The following is a 26,056-nucleotide window of genomic DNA, read 5'->3' as shown; positions in this document are numbered from 1 at the left end:
CGGGTGTGGGAGTGCGCCCCTAGGCTTCGAGCATGCCTGAGCGTCGCCTGCACCTGATCGTCGATGACGATCTGGGTCCTGCCCTGTGGGTGCGCGAGCAGACCGGCCCGGGCCGCTCCCGCGCCCTGGAGGACCTCGCCGGGCTGCACGCGGACGCGCCACCGCCGCTTGCGGCAGCGCTCGCGGGTGCCCCGGAGCGGCTGCGGCACCGGGTGCGGATCGGCAGCGCGGAGCAGGGCCGACGGGTTCCAGCGCTGCCGCGGGAGGGGCCGGGGCTGACGGTCTTCATGGATGCGGTGCACGAGCTACTCATCGAGCGTTTCGGCGCTGAGCTTGAGGAACAGCTGGCGCACCTGGTGGCCGAGGGCGCGGCGGTGCGTCTGAGCCCCGAGCTGATCGCCATGCCGGATCTGGTGGCTGCGGCGGTGCTGGATCTACGGGCCCGCGAGCTGGTCGCGGAGCGGAACCTGCGGATCCGCAGCGGGGAGCGGTTCGAGCGCGGGGTGCTGCGCTGGCACGCCCCCGACGGCGATGCCCCGCCGCTGCTGCACGCCCTGGTCGATGCCCGCGCCCGCACCGCTTTTGCCGCGCACCTGGCCGCGCGCCCCGAGACCCCGGACCCGCACGGGGTGCTCACGGCCTTGGCGGGCGATGGGGACCTGCCGCTCGAGCTGCCCGCCCGGCGCCGCCTGGACCGGGCGCTGGCCGCCTACACGGACTCGGGCCGCCCCGGCGTCACCCTCGGCTCAAGCGAGAACGAGCTGGTGGTGCGGCTGTTCGCGCCGCCGCTCGGGTCGGCGTGGCCGCTGCAGACGTGCCTGCGCGAGCCCGATGGGACGGTGCACCCGGTGGCGGATCTGCGGGCCGTCGGGGACCTCACCCCGGCGGGGGCGGCGGAGGCAAGCGCCGAGGTGATGCGCCTGGCCCCCACGGTCCGAGAGGCCGCGGTGGATGACACGGGCGTGGACTGGCTGCTGACCACGGCCGAGGCCTCCCGTTTCCTGTCCCTGGACACCCCGGCGCTCGAGGAGGCGGGGGTGACGGTGCTGCTGCCCCGCGAGTGGACCGCCCAGCGCACCACCCTGCGCCCCCTGGAGGTTGAGGAGGAGCAGGAGCAGCCGCGGGAGGGCTCCGGGGTGGGCCTGCAGGCGATGGCCCGTTTCAGCTGGCGCGTCGCCGTCGGGGAGACGGAGCTGACCGCGGAGGAGATGGAGCAGATCCGCTCCGCCCAGTCGGAGCTGGTGCATCTGCGCGGCCAGTGGGTGCGGCTGGATCCGACGACGCTGCGCGCCGCCGAGCGGTTCCTGGAGAGCTTCCGCTCTCGCTCCACCACCTTCCCGCTCGCCCGCGCGCCCCTACCCCGGCTCTCGCTCCCAGGGGCCGACGGGACCGTGGTGCCCCTCGCCCCGGCGAGCGCCCCCTTCGAGGTGGTGGGGCAGGCGCCGTGGATCGAGATGTTCTCGATGATCCTCTCCCCCGAGGCGGCCGATGTGGACTTCGGGATCTCCGCGATGCTCGCGGGCGGGGCCGATGGGCTGGCGCGGCTGCTGCCGGGCGGTGCGGGTCCGGCCGAGCTGCCGCCCCCGGCGACGCTGCGCGCCACCTTGCGGCCCTATCAGCTGCAGGGCCTGAACTGGCTGTGGGCCCTGCACGACCTGCAGCTGGGCGGGATCCTCGCCGATGACATGGGGCTGGGCAAGACGATGCAAGTCCTCGCGCTGCTGTGCCGGGAGCGGGAGGAGGCGCTGACTGCCGCAGCGGAGGGTCGGCAGCATCCCATCGGCCCCACATTGCTGGTGTGCCCGATGTCGGTGGTGGGGTCCTGGCAGCGGGAGGCCGCGCGGTTCGCCCCGCATCTGGCGGTGCATGTCCATCACGGCGGGGACCGGCTGCGCGATGACTCCTTCGTGGCTGGAGCGGAGGATGTCGATCTGGTGATCACGACGTATTCGCTGCTGGCGCGGGATCAGAACCTGCTGGCCGCGGTGCCGTGGCATCGCCTGGTGCTGGATGAGGCGCAGCATGTGAAGACCCCCAGCACACAGGTCACGCAGGCGGCGCGGCGCCTGAAGGCACGGCATCGTCTGGCCCTGACGGGTACGCCGGTGGAGAACCGGCTGGGGGATCTGCATTCCCTCATGGAGGTGGTGAATCCCGGTCTGCTGGGCAGTGCGCAGAGCTTCACCGACCGCATCGCCACCCCGGTCCAGGAGGAGGGCGATGCCGCGGCGCTCAGCCGCCTGAAGTTCATCACCAGCCCGTTTGTGCTGCGGCGGTTGAAGACGGACCGATCGATCATCAGCGATCTGCCGGAGAAGATCCAGCTGCAACGGGTGGTGAACCTGACGCCGGAGCAGGCAGGCCTGTACGAGGCGGTGGTCGAGGAGCTCATGGCGCAGATCGGCGGGGAACCCCCGGGGCGCCGTCGCACTCTCGTGGCGGGGGCGATCACGCGGCTGAAGCAGGTGTGCAACCATCCAGCGCACTTCCTGCAGGATGGTTCGCCGCTGCTGCGCGATGGCCAGTCCCGCTCGGGCAAGCTGGAGCTGGTGGATGACCTGCTGGCGACCGTGTTCGAGCAGGGTCACAAAGCGCTCGTGTTCACGCAGTTCACGACGTTCGGGCATCTGCTGGTGCCGTACTGGACGGAGCGTTTTTCCGCCTACGGCATCGAGGTGCCGTTCCTGCACGGCGGGGTGCCCAAGCCCGCGCGGGACCGCATGGTCGCCGAGTTCCAGGAGCACCCCGATCGGCCCGGGGTGATGCTGCTGAGTTTGCGGGCCGGCGGCACCGGTTTGACCCTCACGGCGGCGAACCATGTGGTGCATCTGGACCGCTGGTGGAACCCGGCGGTGGAGAACCAGGCCACCGACCGCGCCTACCGCATCGGCCAGCGCCGTGATGTCACCGTGCACACCCTGGTCAGCGCCGGCACGATCGAGGAGCGGATCGATGACGTGCTGCAGGACAAGCAGGCGCTTGCGGAGCTGACCATCGGCCCGGGTGAGGAGTGGATCGGGGATCTGGATGATGACCGGCTGCTGGAGCTGCTGCGCCTGGATGATGAGGAGGACCGATGAGTATTCGGCTGCGTTCCCGCCGTGGCCCGGTGGGAAAGGCCTGGCAGGCCACGGCGCTGCGGGAGCAGATCGAGCGCCTGCTGGGGCCGGGGCGGATCGCGCGCGGGAAGGCCGATGCGCGCGCCGGCCGGGTGCAGTGGCTGGATGTGCAGACCGGGGCGGCGCGCGGCGATGTGCTCGACGCCGACGGGAACCTGTACCAGGCCCGGATCGACGTGCCGCCGCTGCGTCCGGGGGAGGCGACACAGGTGCGGCGCATCGCCCGGCAGCATCCCGAGCTGCCGGCACGTCTGGCCGGGGGCAGCTACCCGGAGCCGGTCGAGGAGCAGCTGGCCGCCGCGCAGGTTCCGCTGCTGCCGCGTGACGCCTCGGAGCTGTCCCATGACTGCTCCTGCCTGGACTGGCCCGGCCCCTGCCGACACGTCAGCGCCCTGGTATATGTGCTGGTGGAGGCCGTGGACGCGGATCCCACGCTGCTGCTGACCCTACGCGGGATGAGCCTTGCGGATCTCGTGGAGGAGCCGCAGCGCCCCCGCGCCGAGCTTCCCGAGCGCCCGACGGGCCTGGATCCCACCCGGCTGCGCCCGGAGCTGCTGGAGGCTGAGCTCGGCGCCGAGGCGGCCGCGACGCTCCACGCCTTCTTCACCGAGCCCCACAGCGAGCGCCTACAGTGACATCCATGCCTTCCACCTCCCCTGCCCCCCGTTCCTCCCAGACACCCGCCAAGGTCGTGCCCGACGCAGTGCGCACCGAACTTGCGTCCCTGTTCAGCGCGGCGGTGGACGAGCATCGCACCGCCGGCGTGACCTGGGCGGTGATCGGCGGGCACGGGCATGACCGCGAGATCCTCGCACACGGAGCGGCGGGGCAGCGGGAGCTGCTGGACGGGATGCCCGCCCCGGGCAGCGGGCCGATGGACGAGGCGACCGTCTCCCGCATCGCCTCGATGACGAAGTCCTTCACCGCCGCGACGATCCTCGCGCTGCGCGATGAGGGCGCCCTGCGCCTGGATGACCCGATTTCCCAGTACGTCCCGGCGGCCGCCGGAGCGTTCGCCCTGGCCGCCGATGACCGCGAGCCGACCCTGCGGCAGCTGCTCAGCATGAATGCCGGGCTCGTCACGGACAACCCGTGGGGTGACCGGCAGGAGGCGATGAGCCCCGAGGACTTCGACGCCATGCTGCGCCAGGGCCTGGGTGCCGTGCACCGTCCCGGCACCGGCTTCGAGTACTCCAACACCGGGTATGTGCTGCTGGGCCGCGTGATCGACGAAGTCACCGGGCGAAGCTACCGCGAGGAGATCCGCGAGCGGTTCCTGGACCCCCTGGGGCTGCGGGACACCGGCTGGAGCGATGTCGAGATCGACAGGGACCAGCTGGCCGTCGGCCACCGGGTGGCTGACCGCACCGACGCCACCCGCTTCGAGTCCGTCCCGCTGTCCGGCCCCGGCGCCTACGGGGCGATGGCCGGACTGTTCTCGACGGTGACCGATGTGGCGCGCTGGGTGCGGTTCCTCGCCGCAGCCGATGCGCCCGATGCGGCCCAACGTCCGCGCGGACCGCTCGCCACCGCTTCCCGCCGCGAGATGCAGCAGATGCACCGCCACCAGATGCTGCCCGCGCGCCGCCCCCAGGCCTCGCCGGAGGCCGGGGCCGCCGATCAGAGCACGGATGCCGGGAGCTTCGATCGCATCCGCGGCTACGGTTTCGGCCTGGTCATCGAGCAGTTCCCGGATCTGGGCGAGGTGATCTCCCACTCCGGCGGCTACCCCGGCTACGGCTCGTTCATGGCCTGGCATCGGGACAGCGGCGTGGGCATCGTGGCGCTCGCCAACTCGAAGTACGCCCCCGCGGTGCCGCTGGGGATGCAGGCACTGCGGGTCCTGCAGCGTGAGCTGCCGCAGCTGCTGGCCCCCGCCCCGATCCCGCTCGGGCCGTGCACCCGCACCGCCGCGGAGGCGGCCCTGGCCTGGCTGCGCACCGACAACTCCTACCTCGCCGACCGCTTCTTCGCCGACAACATGGATCCCGACGTGCCGCGGGCTGAGCGGCGGCGCCGCCTGGACGCGGCACTGGCCGCCAGCGGCCGCAGCATGCAGGACATCGCCCAGCTGGTCGTCGACAATGCCGAGGTGATCACCCCGCAGCAGCTGCGCTGGCGCCTCACCGCCCGGGAGGAGGGGCAGGAGGACCTGGTGATCGACCTGCTCATGGATCCACGACGGGAGGCGCTGCTGCAGGCGCTGAACGTCAGCTCCATCGCCCGGCGCTGAACCGGGCCCCGGGCGGGTTACGTCTGCGGTGAGGGCGCGGAGGGCAGCTCAGCCGAAGGCGAGCCCGCCCTCGCCGTCGGCGCGGCAGGACAGGTACGTGCCGTCCTCGGTGATGCCGATGACACCGAGGTCCTCGCTGACGCACTCCTGCCCCGGCTCCACGTGAGCGAAGGCGGGGTCGACGGGGCTCGCGGGCCCGGCCGAGCTGCCGGGGCCGAACATCATCACGAGCACCACTGCCGCGATCACGCCGAGCACCACTGCGGCGAGGGCGCCGATGGTCACGGCGATCATCGTGCTGCGGTCCGGGCCGCGGCGCGCCCCCGTCGTGGTGGTGGAGGCAGCGGTCTGCGTCGTGCCGGCCACATGTGACCCGCCGGGCCCACCGGGGCCGCCGGGTCCTCGCTGCCCGGGAGCTCCAGGCGGGCTGCCCGGGCCGTAGCCGGGGCCATGCCCCGCCGCGCCCGGCAGCTGCCCCCCGGGGACGAGCCGCTGCCCGGTCTGCGGGGACGCGGAGGGCGGAGAGAAGCCCTGCTGCACCTGCCCGGCCCGGATCGCCTCCATCGAGGAGGCCGAGGGATGCGGGGCGGGACGCTCGGGCCGCGCGGCACCGGGGGCGTTCGGCGGCAGCGGATCCAGGGTGTCGTGGAACTCCAGGGGGGTGCCATCGGCCAGGGTCAGCGGGTAGCCCTGCGGCACACGCGGCAGGTCCCGCCGCACCGATTCGGCGTCCTGGTAGCGGTCCTCCGGCTGTGCGGCCACGAGCTTGCGGATCACCGCGGAGAGCTTCGGGGTCACGCCGCGCAGATGCTGGGTCAGCTCATCGGGACGGAACGCGCCATCACGCAGCTTGAGCGGGCCGTTCAGCGCCACAAGCGCCACCACGCCCGCGGCATACAGGTCATGGGAAGGGGCGGGCTCAGCCATCGCGAACAGCTCCGGGGCCATGTACCCGGGGGTGCCGTTGACCATGCCGACGTGGGTGAAGCGCACATCGGTCTCATGCACGGCGATCCCGAAGTCCGCCAGACGCGAGACCGGCCACGCCCTTCCGCGCGGTTCGAACATGATGTTCGCGGGCTTCACATCGCGGTGGATCCACCCCTGGGAGTGCACATGCGCGAGCCCGGACAGCAGCTGGTCCAGGATCACTACCACGGCGGGTTCGGCGAGCTTGCCGCGCTTTTTGACCACCGCCTCCAGGGTGCCGCCGGAGACGAGCGGCATGGCGATCACCACGTGCTCATCCTCGGCGCCCCACCCGTAGGGGGTCAGCAGATGCGGATGGTCGAAGCTGACGCCCTTCTCGCGTACGAAGCGCATGAGGTCTGCGGAATCGCGCTGCCGCAGCACCTTCGCGGCGCACAGCTCCTTGGTCTTGGAGTCCCAGGCGCGCCAGACGGACCCGGAACCGCCCTTGGCGATCAGGTCGATGAGCGCGAAGCGCCCCACAATAACGTCAGCCATGATGTTTTCAGCATAACCGGCGTGGGGTCCGCCACGGCCTGCCCGCTATGCTGGAGCGGTTCCGGGCGCCCGTCGCGGCGCCGTGAGCGCAGGGACGAAGGGGGCAACGATGGACCGGCTGACGCAGATCCCCGGCGCGCCCCTGGCCGGGGGGTTCCGCGGCGACCCGTTCTGGGATCCGGTCCCCTTCGACTGGACGCTCATGCTGATCCTCGTGGCCATCTGTCTGCTGCTGACCCTCGCGGTGGTGGTGTGGTTGGTGATGCAGCCGGAGGAGCCCGAGCACAGCACCAAGCACCTCGTGGACGACGCCGTGCAGCGCGACCATGACCGCGCCCGAACAATCCATCAGCGCATGAACGCCGAGTCCGGCCGCGCCGATGCCGCGCAGCCCGATCCACGATGACCTCCCGCACCCCGCGCCCCCTGCTGCCGCGCCCGCAGCTCCCGCGCCGCCGCATCCTGCTGACCGCGCTCGCCGCGTCCCCGGCGCTGCTGGCCGTCGGCTGCGGCCCCTCCCCCGTCGCCACCTCCTCCCAGGTGCCGCGCGACCCGCTCGCTGAACTCGACCCGCAGGTGTGGAACGCCCGCACCGCCGAAGAGCTGCGCGCCCTGCCGATCCAGGGCGCCGCCGTCGGCCTCGAGGGCTGGCAGGAGCTCGGCGAGGACGACTCAACGCTCGATGACCTACGCGATGAGATCACGACCTTCGTGGACACCGCCTACCTCAGCCCCGCACGGCAGCAGGACCTCGACCCCGCCGAGCGGGAAGCCCTCATGCTCGAGACAGTGCCGCAGACCCTCGCGGAGAAGGTGACATCGACCTGGGCCGAGCGCCGGGGGCACTTCCTCTCCTTCGCGCTCGCCCCGAACTTCCGCACCGTCGGCGCCCCTGCGATCGCCGCGGGCTGGCACCGCGCCTCCGATGACGGCACACCAGCGCTGGTGCTCGCAGCGACCATCGCCCACACCGTCATCGACACCACCACCCGGCGCGTCGGGGTGATGGCCATCCAGGTGGGGCTGGTGGCGGCGATGGAGACGGACGGCAGCCCCGCACCGGGCCGTCTGCACGTGCTCCTGCACGGCCTGGACGACTGCGCGACCGACGCTGCGAACGCCCTGCTGACCCCGGCCCTGGAGGAAGCCGAGAACCATGAGGCCGCGCAGCGCGCAACCATGGCCGAGGTGATCGAGCACTCCGTCATCGCCCCGGAGGATGTGCTGGAGGACAGCGGGACGTTCACCGCTGACCACAGGACCTACGTCGAGTGCTGACATCCGCGGCACACTCTCCGTGACGGGGATCCGATTGCAGCACCGGGTGTTCATCTGGCCGCCCGCCCCTGCTCACCGGCGCCTCGCACCGAGGTCGCCAGCCCTCCTTAAGGTTCTGCGGGTGCACGCACCGCCGCGGAGCGAGAAGGGGGAGCCGATGGAAGCCGGACGCACACTGATCCTGGCCGTCGACGGTCTGGAGGCCTTCGAGGCGACGAGCCTGCTGCATGCCCCGGATACCCGCACCCTGACGGTCCGGCCCGGCGGGCCCTCGGAGTCCGCACCGGCGCTGGCGAGCCTGACCACCGGTGCGACCGTCGCCCACACCGGGGTGGCGACCGAGGAGCCCTTCGACCCCACCGCCCCGGAGCGCCGCTCCACCTGGTACTCCGCGGCGATGCGCGCCCAGACCCTGTTCTGCCGGGTGCGCGAGGCAGGTGGGATGTGCGCGGCGCTGCAGTGGCCGGCCACCGCCGGCAGCGGCATCGACCTATGCCTGCCGCTCGTGGAGGACCTGCGGCACTACCGCAACCGCTGGCAGATGACGGAGGCGACGAGCTCCCCGCGGATGGTCGCCGAGCATCTGGCTCAGCGCCGGGCCGCCGGGGTGCAGCTGTCCCAGGTGGCGCCCGATGCGCTGGTCGCCGAGATCGCGGAGGAGGCCCTCGCCGCGGGGCGCATCGACCTCATGGCGGTGCGGCTGACCGGCCTGGGGGCGGCGCGACGCTGCGCGGGCCTGGATGGCCCGGAGGTCTCCCGCTCCCTGTCCGACACGGTTGAGGCGATCCAGCGGATCCGCAGCGCCTTCGCCACACAGACCGACGACCGAGTGGTGCTGGTGCCAGGTCGGCCGCTCGTGCCCACGGCGCTGCTGGTCCACCCGAACACGGAGCTGGCCGCAGCCGGGCTGCTGCGCACCGACGGTACGCGCATCGCGCAGTTCCGGGCACTGGTGTGGCCCGATGGTCCGCGCGGCGTGATCCATGTGCGGCGCGAGGAACCGGCAGCGGTGCGCGAGCAGACCCTCGCGGCGCTGCGGGAGCTGGGGGCGCATACGCGGCTGACGCTGCGGGAGGTGGCCGACGGGGTGGGGGCCACGCGCGAGACCGATGTGATCGGGGTGCTCGAGGGCACGCCGGGCACGGTGTTCGGGCTGCCGGCGACGCATCGGCCGCTCGTGGACGGCGAGGATCCGTACTATGCGGGGCCGCGCGCGGTCAGCGATCCGTCGGCCCCCACCGTGACCTCCGCGCGCGGACCGGGCCTGCCGGAGGGCCCGGTGGAGGGATCCTGGGCGGATCTGGGGGTCACGCTCGCCACCGCGATGGGTGTGCAGCTGCCGGATGCGACCGCGAGCGGGATGCGGGGCATGGTCCAGCCGGTGTGAGCCGACGCCGCGGGGCGCAGCAGCTCAGCGCAGGCGGCGCAGCGTCTCGCGCAGCTCGTCCCAGGCCTGGCAGATCCGGCTGGGCTCGGGCGGCGCGAGGCGGTCGCGCAGGTCATCGAGGGCCGGGGCGTGATGGGCGATGTGGTGCGCCCCGCCGTGCAGCGCCGGATGCTGGGGCCGTTCGGCGAGCTCGCGGGCGGTGACGGCGACGTCGAACGTCACGTAGACCAAGCGCTGCCCGTCGGCGTCCAGGAGCACCGAGAGCATGTCCGGGCTCTGCCCCAGGTCCGCGGCGACATCGGCCCACAGGCGGGCGAGCGCCGCATCGAGCTGCGCAGAGATCTCGGCGTCGGCGCGCACGGCGTCCCGCCGCGGCAGGGAGACGAGGTTGCCCCCCACATCGGCGATCTCGTCGATGACCTCGTGCACCTCGGGGCTGTGAGCCTCGCCGGCCGGGTCCGGGGTGAGACGGATCTGCTGCAGGGCCACACGCAGCGCCCCGCTGGTGGTGAACCGCCACAGCAACTCGTGGATCGTCTCGACCGCGGGGGTGACACCATCCCACGTCACCGATCCCTGAACGGGGTGGGTCACGGGGCGAGCCCCTCGCGGATGGCGCGGATCTGGTGCCGACGGGCCTCCTGCGCAGCAGGACCCTCACCGCGGACCGCCGGGGAGCGGCCGGCCGTAACGCTCACGAGCTCGCGGGGCGTGCCGGCTCTGGTCAGGGCGGTGGCGAGGTCCTGGGCGTCCTGCCGCAGCTCATCGTGCTCCCCGGTGACGATGAGCACGGGTGGCAGGCCGGCGAGGTCGGCGAGCGCCGGGCTGATCCGCGGATCCTCGCGCGGGACGGATGCGGTGTACAGCTCGGCGGCGGTGCGCAGCTGATCGAGGTCATGCTGCTCGCGGGTAAGGTCCACCCACGGTGACTCGACCAGCAGCGCGGCCGGGAGGGTCGCGCCCTGCTCGGCGAGGGTCTGCGCGGCGGCGAGAGCGAGCGCGGCGCCGGATCCCTCACCGCTGAGCACCCAGTGCCCGGGCCGCAGGGTCACGTCCTCGCTGAGATCCTCGATGACAGCCAGGACGTCGTGCAGCCCGGCGGGGAAGGGGAAGCGGGGCGCCAGGCGGTGGTGGATCATCACGGCGGCGGCACCGGAGCGGCGCGCCACCTCTTCGAGCCAGGCCCAGTCCGCGCGGCTTTCGCCGTACAGGTGGTCCCCGCCGTGCAGGTGCACGATGATGCCGTCGGCGGCGCGGTCGCGGTCGATCCAGGTGATCGGCACTCGGCCGCGGCGCTCACGGTGGACCCGGGACGGCGCGGCGATGGACCGCGGCGGCGTGGTGGGCCGTTGGGAGGCGAGGATCCGCACGGTGCGCAGGGTGCTCACGAGGCTCATGGGGGCATCTTCCCATGGACCGGCGTTCGGCTCGCAGGCCGCGGCATGCCCGTATCCGGGCGGAGGCTTACCCTGGGGCGCGGTATCCCGCCCCACCCCCGCGCTGTGTCGAAGGACCGTCATGACCGCCGTCCCTGCCCCCTCTCCCGCTGCTGCCCGGAAGCATCCTGTCGATCAGGTGCCCGCTCCTGGGAAGCTCGCGGTGCTGTCGATCCAGCATGTGCTGGCCTTTTACGCGGGCGCAGTGATCGTGCCGCTGCTGATCGCCGGCGGTCTGGGCCTGTCCGCGGAGCAGACCATCCACCTGATCAACGCGGACCTGTTCACCTGCGGTATCGCGACGCTGATCCAGTCGGTGGGGTTCTGGAAAGTGGGGGTGCGCCTGCCGATCATCCAGGGGGTGACCACCACGGCGGTCAGCCCGATCATCGCGATCGGCCTTGCGGCTACGGGCGGTGAGGGCGGCGCCGAGGGGCTGCCGATGATCTACGGCTCGATCATCGTGGCGGGTCTGTTCACGTTCCTGGCCGCCCCGTATTTCGCGCGGATCCTGCGGTTCTTCCCGCCGGTGGTGATCGGCACGGTGCTGACCACGATGGGCATCACCCTGCTGGGCGTCTCCGCGGGGGACATCACCAACTACGCCGAAGGCACGCCGGCGACCCGCGACATCCTGTACGCCCTGGGGACGCTGGGGATCATCGTGCTGGTGCAGCGGTTCTTCCGCGGCTTCCTGGCCACGATCGCGGTGCTGCTGGGGCTGGTGATCGGCACGGCGGTGGCGTTGCTGCTGGGGGACACGTCCTTCGCGGGCGTCACCGAGGCGAGCGCCTTCGGGGTCACCACCCCGTTCTACTTCGGCTGGCCGGCGTTCTCGCTGACCGCGTGCGTCTCCATGATCATCGTCATGCTCATCACGATGGTGGAGACCACTGGGGATGTGTTCGCCGCCGGGGAGATCGTGGGCAAGCGGATCCGGCCGCGCAATATCGCCGAGGCGCTGCGGGCCGACGGCCTCTCGACCCTGCTGGGCGGGGTGCTGAACTCCTTCCCGTACACGTGCTTCGCGCAGAACATCGGGCTGGTGCGGCTCACCCGCGTGACCTCCCGCTGGGTGGTGGCCGGGGCGGGCGTCATCATGATCATCCTCGGTGTGCTGCCCAAGGCCGGTGCGGTGGTCGAGGCGATCCCCTCCCCCGTGCTGGGTGGGGCGTCGCTCGCGCTGTTCGCCTCGGTGGCGCTGGTGGGCATCCAGACTCTCACCACGGTGGATCTGACCGATAACCGCAACAGCGTGATCGTGGGGACCTCGCTGGGTCTGGCGATGCTGGTGAGCTTCAAGCCGGACATCGCCGGGGTGTTCCCGGCGTGGGCGCAGGTGTTCGTCTCCTCCGGCGTGACCGTCGGGGCGATCACCGCGATCGTGCTGAACCTGCTGTTCTTCCACATCGGCCGCCAGCAGGGCTCCCATGTGGCAACCGACGCCACGGGCCGACGGATCGGCATCGAGGCAGTCAACGCCATGGACCGCGAGGAGTTCGTAGCGACCTTCGGCACGCTGTTCAACGGGGCCACGTGGCCGCTGGAGCGGGCGTGGCAGGCGCGGCCCTTCGCCGATGCGCCCGCGCTGCGGGAGGCGATCGAGGACGCGGTGCTCGCCGCGGACCGGTCCGAGCAGGATGCGCTGATCGCCGCCTACCCGGATATGGGCACCCTGGTGACGGCCGATGAGGAGGAGGCCGGGCGGATCAGCCAGGACGTGGGCTCGCTCGCGCTCGACGGGCTGAGCGAGGAGGACGTCGAGGCGCTCACGGACCTGTCAGCCCGCTACCAGGAGAAGTTCGGCCTGCCTTTCGTGGCGTTCCTGGGCCGCACCGACTCCTTCCGCCAGATCCTCGCCGACGGGGTGCGCCGCCTGGACCACTCCCCCGAGCATGAGCGACGGGTGGCCCTCACCGAGGTTGCGGAGATCGCCGGGGACCGCTTCTCAATCATGGTCGCCGACGCGAACCCCATCGGCAGCGCCTGGGCGCGGAAGTTCGAGTCCCTGCGCTGACACGGGGGCGGCGCCGCGCCCACCCTTCTCACCTCTCGCCGATCCGGTGACATTTCCGTGGAAATACCTCCCCGATTTCCATCAAAACGTAGCCGGATCAGCGGGGTGGATCAGGGTCGCCTGTGGGGTGCGTGGGCGCTGCGCAGCAGTGACGGCGGGATCCGCTCGGCGCCGCGGACATCCGTCAGGAGCGCTGGGTCGATCTGCTGGCCGCGACGGATCACGGTGAGGGAGCCGCGCGGTTCGAGGATCACGAGGTCCGCGTCGATCAGGTGACGCACTCCGGCCCTCCGCAGCAGGGCGGTCAGGTGCTCGCCATCCATGCCCACCTGGTGCAGGGTGTCCGGCAGTGGGTGCCCGTGGATCATGACGACGCTCGCGCGCGGTCCGCCACGGCGGAACACCCGGCCGAGTCCCCCGCGGATCCGCCCCAGCGTGGATTCGAGCAGCAGCAGCACGGCAACGGCGAGGAGCCAGCCCAAGAGGGTGGGCGAATTGCCGAGCATGGCACGGGCGGTCAGGGCGCCCAGCAGCGCCATCACCGCGAAGCTCAGCACTGAGGGGTTCGCGGACAGCCGCTGCCCGGCGACCTGCAGGATCAGCGTGAACAGCAGGTACAGCGTGACCGTGGCCAGCAGCACGCCCATCACCCCGGCGGGGGTGATGCCGATCTGGAACCACAGCTGATCGAGGAAGGTCATGGGTCAAGTCTGGCAGGGCGGGCAGTGGCGGGCTGGCCGACCTCGCCACCGAGCGATCTGCCCGGCCGTGAGCCTCGCGGCCTGACACCCCAACTGTCACCTGATCGTGCGGCAGACCCATCGCCGGGTACGGCTATCCGCGCCCCACATCCTTCGACCCCAGAGGCGAGACTGCTGCTCCACAGGGCAAGGGCTCGCCACATCTGCGGCGAGCCCTTGCCCTCACGGGAGCTTTTCTCTCAGTCCTTGTGCTTCCGATGCCGAGATCCACGGTCCCCAAAAGCAATCTTCACGATAGCTAAGGCCAGGACCCCCAGCCCTCCGACTAGCAGTACCTCAATCGGTCCGATTCCCAGATCCATGGTTCTCCTTTCGTGGACCGCTCAGGACCACTGTGTGCCCCAGGCGCTGCCCGTGACCCTGAGCTCGAGGCACCAGGTCTTCGTCACTCCAGCGATCTCCGACTTGATCCACGTGCTGCCCCAAGCGTACATCGAGGACGTGCTGGTCTTACGGCCGATGTATGTGGACTGCGCCGTGACCGTCCGGCTTGGCACGTTGTTGTAGGTGAGGTCCTCTCTAGGCTTCACGCTGTCGACGCGTCCTGCTCCGCTCTTGACGGAGTAGTTGGCCTGGAACCCCATGCCGAGCCCCTCTCCCACCCCTCAGAACCCGCCCTCGAACCCTGAACGCCAGATAACCCAGCCTCCACCAAACCCGGGGCTTGACAGGTGCTGGCGTTCCTGGAGTGGCTCAGCTGAGGTCCATGACCTCCACGGCGCAGCGCGGCCCGGAGGCGCGAGCGAGCCGCTCATCGGCCGTGAGCAGCGTCGTCTCCAACGCTTCCGCGAGGACAACGTAGGCCGCATCGTACGGGGTGATGTTGTCCCGCAGCTCCCAGCAGCGAGCCAGCAGGGCGGTGGGGACGATCCTGCGCATCGGAAAATCCTGGAGGTCGCCCACGGCATCTTGGATCCTCTCAGCAGGAATCCGGCCCGAGCGCGCGAGCCCTCGCCACGCGGAGATCACCTCGAGGTCGATGTGCGACGGGGCGACGAGCTGCTCGCCCCGGAGCCGGGCACGGACGGATCGGCCGGCCGGCCCGTCGTCCAGGAGCCCGACGACGAGCACGCTCGCATCAACGACGAGCACGGTCGGCGTCCAGGGTATCCAGCGCGAGGGCAATGTCGACTCGGCCACCGTGACGCCCCGCCACCCGATCCAGCACCTCGTCCACGGTGGGCCTCGAGGCCTGTTCCACCAGGAGCGTCAGCAGATACTCCTGGAGCGACTGATGCGCAGCGGAGGCACGCTCGCGCAGCACGGCATGGGTCTCTGCCGGGACGTCCTTGATCTGAATATTGGGCATGGAGCCATCATGGCTCCATCGTGATCGGTGCGCCAGCCTCACCCGCCAGTCCTGCAACAGGAGGTCCGGGCCACGCGAGACCGCTGGCTCACCAATGCCGACCTCTACGACGAGGATGGCCTCCCCCGATGATCCTCGACACCTCGGCAGCAGTCGACCTCCTCGTGCTCACCGTCGATGAGTTCGACGACTACTTCTCCGGAGCCGGTAGGTTCTGAGGGACACCACGGATCGGAGGCACCATGCGACGACGCGTCATCCTGATCGCCGCGCTCGTGCTGGGCTCCGCAGCATGTCGTCGCGGACAGCCTGTTGCTCCTGAGCCGGAACACCCGAATTCGGCTCCCGAGGAGGATGCGATGACCTGCCCTGAGGCTTTCGACCATGAGCTGCGTGAGGGCCTTGCGGGTCCGAGCTCCACGACGCTGCCGGCCACCGATTCCGGGGCGAGCCTCGAGCTCACCGCGAACGTCGTGGACCACACCGCTGAGCCGCCCACCGCGAACATCGCCTGGCAGACGTCCCCTCCGAGCGACATCCCGGGCCGCGACCGGGTGTTCATGGCGCAGCAGGTTGGCGATGTGCTCGAGATCGACGGGGTGCGGCTCAAGATCACCGGGATCTGCGAGGGCAGGGTGACTCTCGACGAGGCAGGATGATCGGCTGCCATCGACTGCGGCTGCGGCCGCTCAGCTGAGGCCCATGACCTTCACGGCGCGTTCGCGCGGCACGGCGTGGGTTGTGGCCGGGACGTCTGTGATCTGGATAGTGGGCATGGAGCCGTTATGGCTCCATCATGATCGGTGCGCCAGACTCAGCCGCTGAACCCGCCGGTCCCCGCCATGTCCTTGAACCGCGAGTAGTGCCCCTCGAAGGCGACGGGGATGGTCTTGGTGGCGCCGTTGCGGTGCTTGGCGACAATGAGATCCGCTTCGCCGGCGCGCGCGGACTCCTTCTCGTAGTAGTCCTCGCGGTGGATCAGCACGATGAGGTCCGCGTCCTGCTCGATAGAGCCGGATTCGCGCAGGTCGCTCATCATCGGGGTTTTGTCGGTGCGCTGCTCGCTGCCGCGGTTCAGCTGCGAGATCGCGATGACCGGCACCTCGATCTCCTTGGCCAGCAGCTTCAGAGCGCGGGAGAACTCGGAGACCTCCTGCTGGCGCGATTCGACCTTCTTGCCGGAGCTCATGAGCTGCAGGTAGTCGATGACCACGAGTTTGAGGTCGTGCTTCTGCTTGAGGCGCCGACACTTGGCGCGGATCTCCATGAGCGACATATTCGCGCTGTCGTCCATGAACAGCGGCGCATCGGCGATCCGGCTCATGGCGCGGGCCATGGACTGCCAGTCGCGGTCGTCCATGGAGCCGTCGCGCATGCGGTTCATTGGCACCTGGCTCTCTGCGGAGAGCAGGCGCATCGTGATCTCGGTCTTGTCCATCTCGAGGGAGAAGATGACGGAGGTCTGCCCGTTGTGGATCGACGCCGAGCGCAGCACGTCCATGCCGAGCGTCGTCTTTCCCATCGCGGGGCGGCCCGCGAAGATGATCATCTGCCCGGGGTGCAGGCCCTGGGTGAGCTCGTCGAACTCCGCGAAGCCGGTGGGGATGCCGGTGACCTGCCCGCCCCGGTTCTGCGTGGCCTCGATGGCGTTGAGCGTTTCGTCGATCACCTCGCCGAGCGGCACGAAGTCCTCGCTCTGCCCACGCTCGGTGACGGAGTACACCTGGGCCTGGGCCTCGTTGACGGCCTCATCCACCTCGCCGCCCTCGCTCGCGTAGCCGAGCTGGACGATGCGAGTGCCGGCCTCCACGAGGCGCCGCAGGGTGGCGCGCTCGGCGACGATCTCGGCGTAGAACCCGGCGTTCGCGGCGGTGGGGACCATGTCGATGAGGTCCGCGAGGTACGCGCCGCCGCCCACGCGCTGCAGCTCACCGCGCTTGGAGAGCTCATCGGAGACGGTCACGAGGTCCGCCGGCTCGCCGCGCCCGTACAGGTCGATGATCGCCTCGTAGATCATTTCGTGGGCGGGACGGTAGAAGTCGTCGCCGTGGAGCGTCTCGACGACGTCGGCGATCGCGTCCTTGGACAGCATCATGCCGCCCAGCACGCCCCGCTCCGCGGCGAGGTCCTGCGGCGGGGTGCGCTCAAGGGCACGGTCGGGTCCGGCTTCGAAGGCGTCGGTGGAGGTCACCGGTCCAGTGTAGGAAGGAGGGCCGACGGGCGGGCGGCAGGGCCCGGAGGCTGTGGACAGATCAGGTGCGGGCGGCAGCCGCGAGGGCCTCCCGCAGCGCCTCAGCATCGCGGCGTCGCAGTGAGGTGCCGGTGCGCCGCAGCGCCGAGGGTCGGGCCCGCAGGACCTGTCCCAGGTGAGCGCGGTCCCCTCGCCGCGCCGTCCCATCGATCACGAGCTCGGGCAGCGGATGGGTCGGGGCACCGTCGCTGCTGTGCTCGGGCGACAGGATCTGCACGGCCCACAGGAAGCCATCGGCCGTGCCCAGCAGGATCCCGCGCCAGCCCCGCCGCCCGCGCACCACGTGACCGGCCTGTGCCGGGTCCAGGTCCCTCGGCAGGGCGCTGGGCGGACACGGCCGCAGACGTCCGAGCAGCCGACCACGCGGGGCCAGGACGTCGCCGATGAGGTGTTCGAGCAGGGTGGCCACAGGCATGGGCACACCGTATCGAGGGCGCTCAGCCCTCAGCCCGCAGGACGCGCACATCCCCCACACCGGAGCGGGCGTGGATCTCGAGGACCCGCTCGGCGGCACCGGCGCCGCTGGTGGGGCTCAGGCGCACGTCGCGGTCGCCGCGCCCGGTGGCGAGGTCCACCTTGGTCGCGGTCCCCTCGGCGACGCGGACGGTGACATCCCCGGTGCCGCTGCGGATGCGCAGTGCGCCCTCGAGGGCGCGGGACACGGTCACGTCACCCACGCCGGAGGTCAGTCGGGCGTCACCGCGCAGCTCCTCGATCGTGATGTCCCCGCTGCCGGTCGTCACGCTGAGATCCGCCGGAGCACTGCTCACGCGCACATCCCCCGCGCCCGTGCGCGCCTCCACGCGCGCCAGCTCACCGCTCACCCGCAGGTCCCCGGCGCCATCATGCAGCACGGCCCGCGAACCTTCGGGCACCACGACGGTGACAGCCAGGGTCCCCGCGAGCCCTTCCACACTGCGCCAGGTGGAGCGCATAGAGGAGGCGAAACGGTCGGTCCAGGAACCTCCGCTCCCCTCACCCCCGCCCATACCGCGCAGGAGGTCTCCCAGCCGACCGCCGACATGCTGAGCCTCCTCCGCGGGGGCGTTCACGGTGAGGCGCCCGCCCTCGAAGCGGACCTCCATGCGCTCGACAAGCTCCTGCCCGGCCTGCCCGCGGGGCGCGAGCTCGACGCGGATCTGATCGCCGGGCTCGGTGCGCAGGGAGATGTCCCCGCGCAGGTTCTGCACCGAGACGTGGATCGGCGTGGAGGAGGAAAAGGTGTGGATGGTGGGGGCGATGTACTCGTCGGTGCTGCTCATGGCGCTCTCCGTTCGGGCGGGCGGTGTCTGGCGGGGCTCAGAGGAACCAGCCGCTGGTGCGGCCGGCGCCGTGGCTCGGGGCCTGGGTGGGGGCGGGCTCATCCAGGTGCGCGGTGAGCGCCCGCACCAGGTAGGTGTTCAGGCTCAGCTGCTCCTGGGCGGCGGCGCGCTCGAGGCGGGTCTTGAGCGCCTGCGGGGGCCGGAAGGTGACGCGGCTGGTCGCGCCGCCGGTCTGCTCGTCCTCATCCGTCGGGGCCGATGGGGCGGTGGCAGGCGCAGGCGGGGTCACGGGCGGAGGCGTGACGCGGATGTCGGCATCGGCGCCCAGCATCGTCACATCCACCCGGCCGGGGGCGATCTGGGCGGAGATCTCGGCGGCGACTTGCCCGATGACGTCCTGCAGTGCGAGCCGCAGCGCGGGTTCGAGGGAGACGGTGAGCAGATCGGCGGCGCGGCGGATGTTCTCGTCCCCGAGCGCGGCGGTGGTGTGGAGCTGATCCTGGACGGAATCGGTCACGGCACGAAGATCCATGGCGCCAGCCTGACGTCATCATGGCGTCGCGTCAAGGTCTGCGGGAGCGCGGCGCGCGTGGCACCATGCTTGCGTGACCCAGGATCCCGTACAGCCCCACTCCTCCCCCGCCTCCGACTTCTCCCGCGCCTCCGATGCGCTGCAGAGCCATCTGCCGCCCTCGCCCGTGTGGGGCGATGAGCGGGAGGCCGTGAACCTGGCGCTGGGCTGGGCCGCCGCGCACGCCACCACCCCGAGCGACCCCAAGACCACTGCCCGCAGCGCCGAAGAGCTGCAGGCCGAGGTCGGCGAGACGATCACCGCGGGCGGGATCGGAGCACCCCGGGCGATGCAGCTGTTCGATGAGGTGCTGCTGCCGGCCACCCGCGCGAGCGATGACCCGATGAACCTCGCCTACATCCCGGCCGCCCCCACCCGCGCGGCGGTCGCCTTCGACACCGTCGTCTCCGCCGCCAACGTGTTCGGCGGCATCTGGGAGGGCGGCGCCGGCGCGATTTTCGCGGAGAACCAGGTGCTGCGCTGGATCGCCGACCTGCTGGGATGGCCGGCAGACGCCGCGGGCGTATTCGTCTCCGGCGGCACCTCCGGGAACCTCTCAGCGCTCGCCACCGCGCGGGAGGACGCCCTGCGCCGACGGGGCCGTCGGCCCGAAGGCGGCTGGGCGCTGGCCTGCGCCTCGACCGCACACTCCTCCGTGGCGGGAGCCGCGCGACTGCTGGACATGGACGTGGTGACGGTGCCGGTCGATGACCGCGGGCACCTCACGGGCGCGGCACTCGCTGCCGCGCTGGAGGCGGATCCGCGGATCTGCGCGGTCGTCGCCTCGGGCGGCACCACCAATGCCGGGATCGTCGACGACATCGCCGCGGTGGTCGAGGCGGCGCACGCCCACGACGTGTGGGTGCATGTCGATGGCGCCTACGGCGGGGCGGCCCTCGCCGCGCCGAGCGCCCGCGAGCGCTTCACCGGCATCGAGCAGGCCGATTCCTTCATCGTGGACCCGCACAAGTGGCTGTTCGCGCCGTATGACTGCTGCGCCCTGCTGTATCGGGATCCGCGCCCAGCGGCGGCCGCCCACTCGCAGCACGCCTCCTACCTCGACTCGATCGACCGCGGGGAGTCCAACCCGTCGGACCTCGCCGCGCATCTCTCCCGCCGCACCCGCGGCCTGCCGCTGTGGTACTCCCTGGCCACGCACGGCACCGAGGCGTACAGCGCGGCCGTGGAGAAGGGGCTCAGCAACGCCCGCACCGTGGCCCGCGCGATCCGCGAGTCCGAGCATCTGGAGCTGATCGCGGAGCCGGAGCTGTCGGTCGTGGTGTTCCGCCGCCCCGGCTGGACGGCACCGGCGTATCGCCGCTGGTCGCAGCGCCTCGCGAAGACGGGGACGATGCTGTGCGTGCCCACCAGCGTCAATGGTGAGGTGGCGCTGCGGCTCGCCTTCGTGAACCCCGCGACCGATCCGCAGGCCGTCATCGAGGTGCTCACCACCACGATGCAGGAGGCCGACGGGTCCTGAGCGGCTCAGCCTGCCCCGGGTGTCAGCCCGCCCCGGGTCTCAGCCTGTGTAGTGGGCGTAGCGTTCGCTGACGTAGGTGCGCCAGTACTCCGCGCGTTCGGTGTGCCCGGGCGGGGCGGCGTCGATCGCCGTGCGCGCCTGCTTGAGGCAGCGGTCGAGCTCGGCGCGGGCGGCGGCCAGCGCGCCCTCGTCGGCAGCCTCATCATCGGCCGTCTCCCGCAGCTCCTCCCCGGCGGCGATGAGGGCTCCCGCGCGCGCATCCACCCGGTGGTCCCACAGCAGCTCAGGTGGCAGCCCGGTCCAGCCGGCGCCGGGCGCGGTGCGGCGCTCGATCGCGCGGACGCACCTGCTGACCACGCCGCGCTGACCGAGGTCCAGGGCGCGCCGCAGCGCAAGCGAGTTCGACTGCAGTTCGAGCCGCACCAGCTCCGGCTGTTCGGCGCGGGCGGTGGCGAGGTCATCGGCCAGCCAGCGGGCCTCGCGGGCCAGTCGCTGCAGCTCGCGCAGTGATCCGGCCTGGTCCTGTTCGCGCTCGCGCAGGCTCGCGCCGAGCCGGGCGGCCTCGAGCAGACCCCGGTGGTCACGGTGGCGGGTGGCGATCTCGCGGGCCTGCTCAAGCGGCACCCACGCGGCCTCATACCGCTCGGCCTGCAGGCGCTGCGTCGCAACCGCGAGCAGGGGCGCGACGCGCAGCGGCTCCTGCTGCAGGGTGCGCTGCAGGGAAATCAGGCGGCCGGCGGTGAAGGACGCCTCGCGCTGCGCATCGGCGGCCAGCAGGGCGCGCAGCAGGGAGGTGATCAGGCCGATCCGCAGCGGCGGATCCTCCACTGCGGAGAGGGTCAGGAGCGCTGTGACGGCGTGCTGGGCGGCGAGCGTCGGATGGGACAGCCCCAGGGTGCGGGCCAGCAGAGCACGGGCGGCGGCAGCCAGATGCTGAGGGTCCGACGGGGCGGTCTCACCGGGCGTCTCCAGCAGGTCCAGCACGTCCAGGGCAGCGCTGGTCGCGGCGGCATCATCCCCGCAGCCCTCGAGGGCTTGGGCGAGGCGCAGCCGCAGCTCCGCCTCGGGATCAGCGGCGAGCTGCTCCCGCACCTCGGGCAGCGCGCTCAGGGCCGCGCGGGTGCGGGCGAGCAGCCGCGCGGGGTCGTCGGCTCCGGGCAGGGGTGCGAGGGCGCGCGCCACGGCCAGCAGCCCCGGGTCCACGGCGACCGGTGCGGCCCGTCGGCGCCCCCGCGCAGAGGACGGGGCAGGATCCGGCGGGGTCTGCTGGGCGAGGGCGGCGCGGGTCGCGGCGGTGGGGCCGACGGGAGTCAGCATCTCCTGCAGCACCTGCGCGGTCGCCGCGGCCTGCGCGCGATGCCCGCCGCGGCGCAGCAGGCTCACGTACTGCCCGGCAGCCTGCTGCAGCATCTCGGGTTTGTTGGAGGCGTCGGCGACCCGTACGAGGGCGCGGGCGAGATCCAGGCGGTCGGCGGCAGACCCGTCGGCGGCAGCGTCTCGGGGCGGCTCGACGAGGGCACGGGTCGCGAGGGTTCGGGCGGCAAGGTCACGGGCGGCTTGGTTCTGCCCGGCGCCCAGCAGATCATGCAGACGCTCGGCGATCTCCGCGGCCGTGCGGGGGGTGGGCAGCGGCAGAGCGGCAGGGCGCAGGGCCTGGCGCAGCTGCTCCCCGTCGGGCAGCTCTGCGCTCAGGGCTCCCTCAGGCGCGGACGGGAGGGAGGCGGCGCCGGGAGCAGTCACACGGGCAACCTACCAAGGTGGGGTGGGCCACGGCATCGGCCGATCGTCTACACCGGCGCTGGCCAGGACGTTCATCTTCCTGAGATCCCTCTCATGAACGCCTCATCGCGACCTCATGGCGCAGGAGTCTGCTTCACCTCGCACGGCAGGACCGCAGCGGTCCCGCCTGGACCATCGTTTCGAGGAGCACCACATGACCGTCCTGGACCACGACCTCACCGCCACCGCGCCGGCTCTCCCCCGCCCCGCTGCCACGGCCGTGAGCACCCGGGTGCGCCTCGAGCGCGCCAAGCACGCCTTCTCCACCCGCACCGTCGGGGCGTTCCTGCGCCGCGCCACCGGGCTGGACCTCATCACCGAGGACCATGTGCCGAGCGCCGGCGAGGTCGTCCTCGCGCGGGTCATCGAGATCGGGCAGCACAAGCGTCTGGAGTCTCCGGTGTCGCGTCGGCAGATCCTGTTCCCCGGTGACGAGATCCTGGTGGCCTACGGCTCCCGGTACGCCGCCGACCAGTTCCTTGCGGTCATCCCCGGCGACCTGGGCCCCTGCCATCTGGCGGCGGCGGGTGGCCTCGCCTCTCGCGTGATCGACCAGCACGCGGACATCGATCTGCCCACCGAGATCGAGCCCATCGGCGTGGTGCGCGATGCGCACGGCCCGGTGACGCTCGAGCGCGCCGCCGCCCATCACGTGGTGCGCGGCGTGACGGCCCGCCCGCAGCGGCCCGCGCATGACGTGCCGGTCATCGCGGTGCTGGGCACGTCGATGAACTCCGGGAAGTCCACGGTGCTGGCGCATCTCGCGCACGGCTTGGCGGCGGCGGGCCTGCGGGTCGCGGCCGGGAAGGCCACCGGCACCGGGGCCGGCAACGACTACAACCTGTTCACCGACGCGGGAGCGCATCGGGTCCTGGACTTCACCGACTTCGGCTACCCCTCGACCTTCCAGGTGGAGTACGAGGAGGTGCGTGACCTGGTGCTGTCGATGGCCGATGAGCTGGCCGGCGGCGCGGAGCGGCCCGATGTGGTGCTGATCGAGATCGCCGATGGGCTCTACCAGGGCGAGACCTCGCGGCTGCTGCAGGATCCGCATGTCACGCAGGTGGTGGATCGCATCGTGTTCGCCGCCGGGGATGCGCTGGGCGCGGCCGGGGGCGTGCAGGCGCTGACGGGGCTGGGCCACGGGCCGGCGCTCGTCTCCGGTGTGGTGACCGCGTCCCCGCTCGCGGCCGCGGAAGCGCGACGGGCCCTGGAGGTGCCGGTGATCGACACCTTCGACCTGGGGCTGCCGGAGGTGGCGCGCGGCGCTGTCGAGGATCTGCTGCAGGAGGCCTGAGCTGATGCTCCTGCGCCGTCGCGAGCGCGAACCCGTCCTGCTGGACAACGGGCTGCTCAAGCACGCCCCGCCGCTGCCCCCGCTGCTGCGGGGTGCGCGGCGGTGGTGGCTGCTGCTGCTGGTGCTGCTGGGCCTGGGTCAGGCGGCGCTGGGTGCGCTGTCCGCGTGGGCGCTGGTGCGGCTGCAGGCCGCCCCGGCCGGGTCCTCGGATCTGCTGCTGCGAGCGGTGATCCTGCTGGTCCTCACGGCGGTCGCAATCGGTGCGCTGACGATGCACGAGTGGGTGGTGGGCGAGAAGCTGGGGCAGGACTACGTCCACCAGCTGCGACTCACGCTGCTGGGCGATGCCCTCACCCCGGGGCATTCAACGTCGCTCGGCGTGACGGTGGCGCGGACCACGAATGATCTTTCGGGGGTGCGCAACTGGGTTTCGCAGGGCATCGCGCCGCTGACGGTCGCGGTGCCGCTGGTGGGCGGCAGTCTTGCGACGCTGCTGGTGCTGCACCCATACCTGGCGCTCGCGATGGCGACGCCGCTGCTGGTGCTGGGTTTGTGCCTGGTGGTGTGGTCGCGCTCAGCGCTGATCAAGACCCGTCGGATGCGCCGTACCCGGGGGCGGCTCGCCTCCCGGATCGCGGATACGGTCACGGCGTCCGAGGGGATCCTCGCGGCCGGTGGGTCGAAGCGTGAGCTGCGGAATCTGCGGGACGCTTCGAGTGACCTGGTGGAGATCGCGGTGGACCGCGCGGAGACGGTGGGCACCATCCGGGCTGGCGGCGTCGTCGCCTCGACGCTGACCACGCTGATGGTCGCGGCGACCGGCACCTACCTGGGGCTGCAGCCAGGGGTGACGATGGCGGCGATGGCCGTCGCGGGGATCGCGTCCACGCCGGTGCTGGGGATCGGCCGGGTGGTGGAGTACCGGCAGACGTACAAGTCGGCCCGCATGGTGCTGGGCCCGGCGATTGCGGCGGCGAAGGAACGCCGGACGCATGCGAAGCAGCGGCGCAAGGCGGGGGCAGCGGTGCGGTTGCCGGCCGCGGCCGATGATGCTGCGGCGATCCTGCTGGACCTGCCGGGCCTGACCGCGCCGGGTGCGCCGGTGCAGGGGCGGCTGGGGGAGATCGTGCGACTGGTGTCCGATGACCCGCAGGCTCCGCAGGAGTTCCTGCGCCGCCTGCTGGAGTTGTCGCCGGGGCCGGAGGATGAGGCACCGGATTCGGTGTGGGTGCGGCGGCACAACCTGCGGGCAATCTCGCCGAAGGAGACGCGGGTGCTGGTGGGGCATGTGGCCTCCGGCACCGTGTTCGAGCGCGGCAGCGTGCGGCGCGCCCTGCACTACCGGCGCCCGGACCTCGATGCGGCGCTCGATCAGGAGGTGCTGGACCTGGTGGGGCTGGACCTGGCGCATCTGCCCGGTGGGCCCGGCACGAAGCTGCGGCGCGGCGGGGATCCGCTGTCGCGGGCCGATAAGGCGCGCCTGGCCCTGGCCCGTGCGGTGTACGGGACGCCGCCGCTGCTGTTGATCGACGGCCTCGAGGGAGATTTGGACGATGCCGGCCGACGGATGCTCGAGCGGCTGCTGGCCGGGTACCCGGGGATGGTGGTCATGGTGGGGTCCGACGGGCTCGCCGCGGCGGTCGGAGCACGCGAGCACCGGCTCGAGGGCGAGGCGCGGGATGCCTGGAGTGCCGGGGATGGGCGTGCTGGGGCTGAGGGCGCTGGCGGCGGGGATGACGGCTGAGGTGTTGGCGCCAGGATTCCATGGACGGTACTCAGGCGACCGGCTGCGTGCATATGGCAGGTGGCCGGTCGTCTGAGTGCCGTTCGTGGTTGGGGTCGGGGAGGCTGCCCGGGGCTCGGGCGTAGGGTGCGCGGGCCTGGCGCAGTGCCGTCCGTGCGGAGCGGTGCTCTCAGTACGGCGGGTGCTCGGGGTCGTAAAGCGGGGCAGCGGGGCTGGGTGGGTCTGCGGCTGGCTCGCTCTCTTCGTCTACCGCTTCACCCCGTGCTCGGCGGTGGGCGTCTTCCTCGCGTTCGAGGTAGGAGTTCCAGATAACCCGCAGGTGGTCGCCGAGCTCGCGGGTGACGAGGTCGGTGTTGCGTGCGGTTTCGGTCAAGGGGCGGCTGCGTCCGCGGGTTCGGGCAGTCCAGGTGGTCACCCCGGTGTTGGGGTCGCGGATCGGGTCGATGAGCCCGAGGGTTTTCAGCCGGTGATGGCTGTAGCAGAGCCGGTGGAGGTTCTGGGGGCTCGTGGGGCCACCCCGGTCTGGATGCTGGTGGTCGAATTCTTCGATGTGGTCCGTTTCGCCGCTGGTGGTGACGATGGTGCTGCAGCCGGGGACTGCGCAGATCGGGTCGATCTGCCGCAGCAACTCCTGCATCGACCGACTCACCTGATACGTCTTCGCC

Annotated in this window: 24 protein-coding genes; 11 read left to right on the top strand and 13 right to left on the bottom strand. The window is 71.7% G+C overall.

Going from position 1 to position 26,056, the window contains the following annotated elements; all coding sequences use genetic code 11:
• Positions 1-32 precede the first annotated feature (32 nt).
• The 3 genes from CJ197_RS11105 to CJ197_RS11095 are packed head-to-tail and all read left to right on the top strand — an operon-like array spanning position 33 to position 5,352.
• Positions 33-3,080: a DEAD/DEAH box helicase gene (locus CJ197_RS11105; RefSeq protein WP_102236819.1), complete on the top strand. Its 3,048-nt coding sequence runs from the start codon at positions 33-35 to the stop codon at positions 3,078-3,080.
• Positions 3,077-3,754 carry a hypothetical protein gene (locus CJ197_RS11100; RefSeq protein WP_102236818.1) on the top strand — a complete coding sequence of 226 codons (678 nt, stop codon included), beginning with the start codon at positions 3,077-3,079 and terminating at the stop codon, positions 3,752-3,754. The genes CJ197_RS11105 and CJ197_RS11100 overlap by 4 nt, the downstream gene beginning before the upstream one ends.
• Before the next feature lie 5 nt (positions 3,755-3,759).
• Positions 3,760-5,352: a serine hydrolase gene (locus CJ197_RS11095; protein WP_102236817.1), complete on the top strand. Its 1,593-nt coding sequence runs from the start codon at positions 3,760-3,762 to the stop codon at positions 5,350-5,352.
• 48 nt (positions 5,353-5,400) lie between these two features.
• Here CJ197_RS11095 and CJ197_RS11090 read toward each other — a convergent pair whose 3' ends face one another.
• Positions 5,401-6,819 carry a serine/threonine-protein kinase gene (locus tag CJ197_RS11090; RefSeq protein ID WP_102236816.1) on the bottom strand — a complete coding sequence of 473 codons (1,419 nt, stop codon included), beginning with the start codon at positions 6,817-6,819 and terminating at the stop codon, positions 5,401-5,403.
• Between the two features lie 109 nt (positions 6,820-6,928).
• Here CJ197_RS11090 and CJ197_RS11085 point away from each other — a divergent pair, with 109 nt between their 5' ends.
• The 3 genes from CJ197_RS11085 (at position 6,929) to CJ197_RS11070 (ending at position 9,484) form a co-directional block, all read left to right on the top strand.
• Entirely contained in the window at positions 6,929-7,225 is a 297-nt protein-coding gene (locus tag CJ197_RS11085) for a hypothetical protein (protein WP_102236815.1), read from the top strand.
• The gene (locus tag CJ197_RS11075) at positions 7,222-8,097 is read left to right on the top strand and encodes a hypothetical protein (protein WP_158239460.1); all 876 of its coding nucleotides are present in this window, start codon (positions 7,222-7,224) and stop codon (positions 8,095-8,097) included. The genes CJ197_RS11085 and CJ197_RS11075 overlap by 4 nt, the downstream gene beginning before the upstream one ends.
• A gap of 157 nt (positions 8,098-8,254) precedes the next feature.
• Positions 8,255-9,484: an alkaline phosphatase family protein gene (locus tag CJ197_RS11070; RefSeq protein WP_102236887.1), complete on the top strand. Its 1,230-nt coding sequence runs from the start codon at positions 8,255-8,257 to the stop codon at positions 9,482-9,484.
• A 24-nt stretch (positions 9,485-9,508) separates the two neighbouring features.
• Here CJ197_RS11070 and CJ197_RS11065 read toward each other — a convergent pair whose 3' ends face one another.
• Complete coding sequence (locus tag CJ197_RS11065) at positions 9,509-10,078, bottom strand: hypothetical protein (protein ID WP_146007765.1); 570 nt, start codon at positions 10,076-10,078, stop codon at positions 9,509-9,511.
• A complete protein-coding gene (locus CJ197_RS11060) occupies positions 10,075-10,881 on the bottom strand; it encodes an alpha/beta hydrolase fold domain-containing protein (protein WP_233190875.1) in 807 nt (268 codons plus the stop codon). The genes CJ197_RS11065 and CJ197_RS11060 overlap by 4 nt, the downstream gene beginning before the upstream one ends.
• Positions 10,882-11,002: 121 nt before the next feature.
• On the opposite strand from CJ197_RS11060, the gene CJ197_RS11055 reads away from it, so the two are divergent.
• Positions 11,003-12,937 carry a solute carrier family 23 protein gene (locus tag CJ197_RS11055; protein WP_102236812.1) on the top strand — a complete coding sequence of 645 codons (1,935 nt, stop codon included), beginning with the start codon at positions 11,003-11,005 and terminating at the stop codon, positions 12,935-12,937.
• A 110-nt stretch (positions 12,938-13,047) separates the two neighbouring features.
• Here CJ197_RS11055 and CJ197_RS11050 read toward each other — a convergent pair whose 3' ends face one another.
• From CJ197_RS11050 to CJ197_RS11040, 4 genes are all read right to left on the bottom strand, one after another.
• The gene (locus CJ197_RS11050; protein WP_102236811.1) at positions 13,048-13,638 is read right to left on the bottom strand and encodes a YetF domain-containing protein; all 591 of its coding nucleotides are present in this window, start codon (positions 13,636-13,638) and stop codon (positions 13,048-13,050) included.
• A gap of 383 nt (positions 13,639-14,021) precedes the next feature.
• On the bottom strand, positions 14,022-14,282 hold the full coding sequence (locus CJ197_RS14925; RefSeq protein WP_146007764.1) for a hypothetical protein: 261 nt from the start codon (positions 14,280-14,282) through the stop codon (positions 14,022-14,024).
• Between the two features lie 109 nt (positions 14,283-14,391).
• Positions 14,392-14,790, bottom strand: a complete 399-nt coding sequence (locus CJ197_RS11045) for a type II toxin-antitoxin system VapC family toxin (protein WP_102236810.1) — start codon at positions 14,788-14,790, stop codon at positions 14,392-14,394.
• The gene (locus tag CJ197_RS11040) at positions 14,777-15,007 is read right to left on the bottom strand and encodes a hypothetical protein (protein ID WP_102236809.1); all 231 of its coding nucleotides are present in this window, start codon (positions 15,005-15,007) and stop codon (positions 14,777-14,779) included. Before CJ197_RS11040 ends, CJ197_RS11045 begins: the two co-directional genes overlap by 14 nt.
• Before the next feature lie 242 nt (positions 15,008-15,249).
• On the opposite strand from CJ197_RS11040, the gene CJ197_RS11035 reads away from it, so the two are divergent.
• Positions 15,250-15,666 (top strand): hypothetical protein, encoded by a 417-nt coding sequence (locus CJ197_RS11035; RefSeq protein WP_102236808.1) that lies wholly within the window; start codon positions 15,250-15,252, stop codon positions 15,664-15,666.
• A gap of 155 nt (positions 15,667-15,821) precedes the next feature.
• Here the strand turns inward: CJ197_RS11035 and dnaB are convergent, their stop codons facing one another.
• The 4 genes from dnaB to CJ197_RS11020 form a co-directional block, all read right to left on the bottom strand.
• The gene (dnaB, locus tag CJ197_RS11030) at positions 15,822-17,198 is read right to left on the bottom strand and encodes a replicative DNA helicase (protein WP_158239459.1); all 1,377 of its coding nucleotides are present in this window, start codon (positions 17,196-17,198) and stop codon (positions 15,822-15,824) included.
• A gap of 61 nt (positions 17,199-17,259) precedes the next feature.
• Positions 17,260-17,673 (bottom strand): hypothetical protein, encoded by a 414-nt coding sequence (locus CJ197_RS14920; RefSeq protein WP_146007763.1) that lies wholly within the window; start codon positions 17,671-17,673, stop codon positions 17,260-17,262.
• 22 nt (positions 17,674-17,695) lie between these two features.
• Positions 17,696-18,520 carry a DUF4097 family beta strand repeat-containing protein gene (locus tag CJ197_RS11025; RefSeq protein ID WP_158239458.1) on the bottom strand — a complete coding sequence of 275 codons (825 nt, stop codon included), beginning with the start codon at positions 18,518-18,520 and terminating at the stop codon, positions 17,696-17,698.
• 37 nt (positions 18,521-18,557) lie between these two features.
• On the bottom strand, positions 18,558-19,037 hold the full coding sequence (locus CJ197_RS11020; protein WP_146007762.1) for a hypothetical protein: 480 nt from the start codon (positions 19,035-19,037) through the stop codon (positions 18,558-18,560).
• Positions 19,038-19,125: 88 nt separating this feature from the next.
• On the opposite strand from CJ197_RS11020, the gene CJ197_RS11015 reads away from it, so the two are divergent.
• A complete protein-coding gene (locus tag CJ197_RS11015) occupies positions 19,126-20,571 on the top strand; it encodes an aminotransferase class V-fold PLP-dependent enzyme (RefSeq protein WP_158239457.1) in 1,446 nt (481 codons plus the stop codon).
• Positions 20,572-20,610: 39 nt separating this feature from the next.
• On the opposite strand, the gene CJ197_RS11010 is transcribed toward CJ197_RS11015, so the two are convergent.
• Positions 20,611-22,311 (bottom strand): hypothetical protein, encoded by a 1,701-nt coding sequence (locus tag CJ197_RS11010; RefSeq protein WP_102236805.1) that lies wholly within the window; start codon positions 22,309-22,311, stop codon positions 20,611-20,613.
• A gap of 193 nt (positions 22,312-22,504) precedes the next feature.
• Here CJ197_RS11010 and CJ197_RS11005 point away from each other — a divergent pair, with 193 nt between their 5' ends.
• The gene (locus CJ197_RS11005; RefSeq protein WP_102236804.1) at positions 22,505-23,647 is read left to right on the top strand and encodes a DUF1611 domain-containing protein; all 1,143 of its coding nucleotides are present in this window, start codon (positions 22,505-22,507) and stop codon (positions 23,645-23,647) included.
• A 4-nt stretch (positions 23,648-23,651) separates the two neighbouring features.
• The gene (locus tag CJ197_RS11000) at positions 23,652-25,391 is read left to right on the top strand and encodes an ABC transporter ATP-binding protein/permease (protein WP_102236803.1); all 1,740 of its coding nucleotides are present in this window, start codon (positions 23,652-23,654) and stop codon (positions 25,389-25,391) included.
• A gap of 169 nt (positions 25,392-25,560) precedes the next feature.
• Here CJ197_RS11000 and CJ197_RS10995 read toward each other — a convergent pair.
• A partial coding sequence (locus CJ197_RS10995; protein WP_233190873.1) for an HNH endonuclease signature motif containing protein occupies positions 25,561-26,056 on the bottom strand: 496 nt, incomplete at its 5' end.

This window comes from Brachybacterium sp. UMB0905, assembly GCF_002871795.1.
Classification (GTDB): domain Bacteria; phylum Actinomycetota; class Actinomycetes; order Actinomycetales; family Dermabacteraceae; genus Brachybacterium.
The sequence above is the reverse complement of the archived record's forward strand: the minus strand, read 5'-3'. Positions and strand labels throughout refer to the sequence as shown.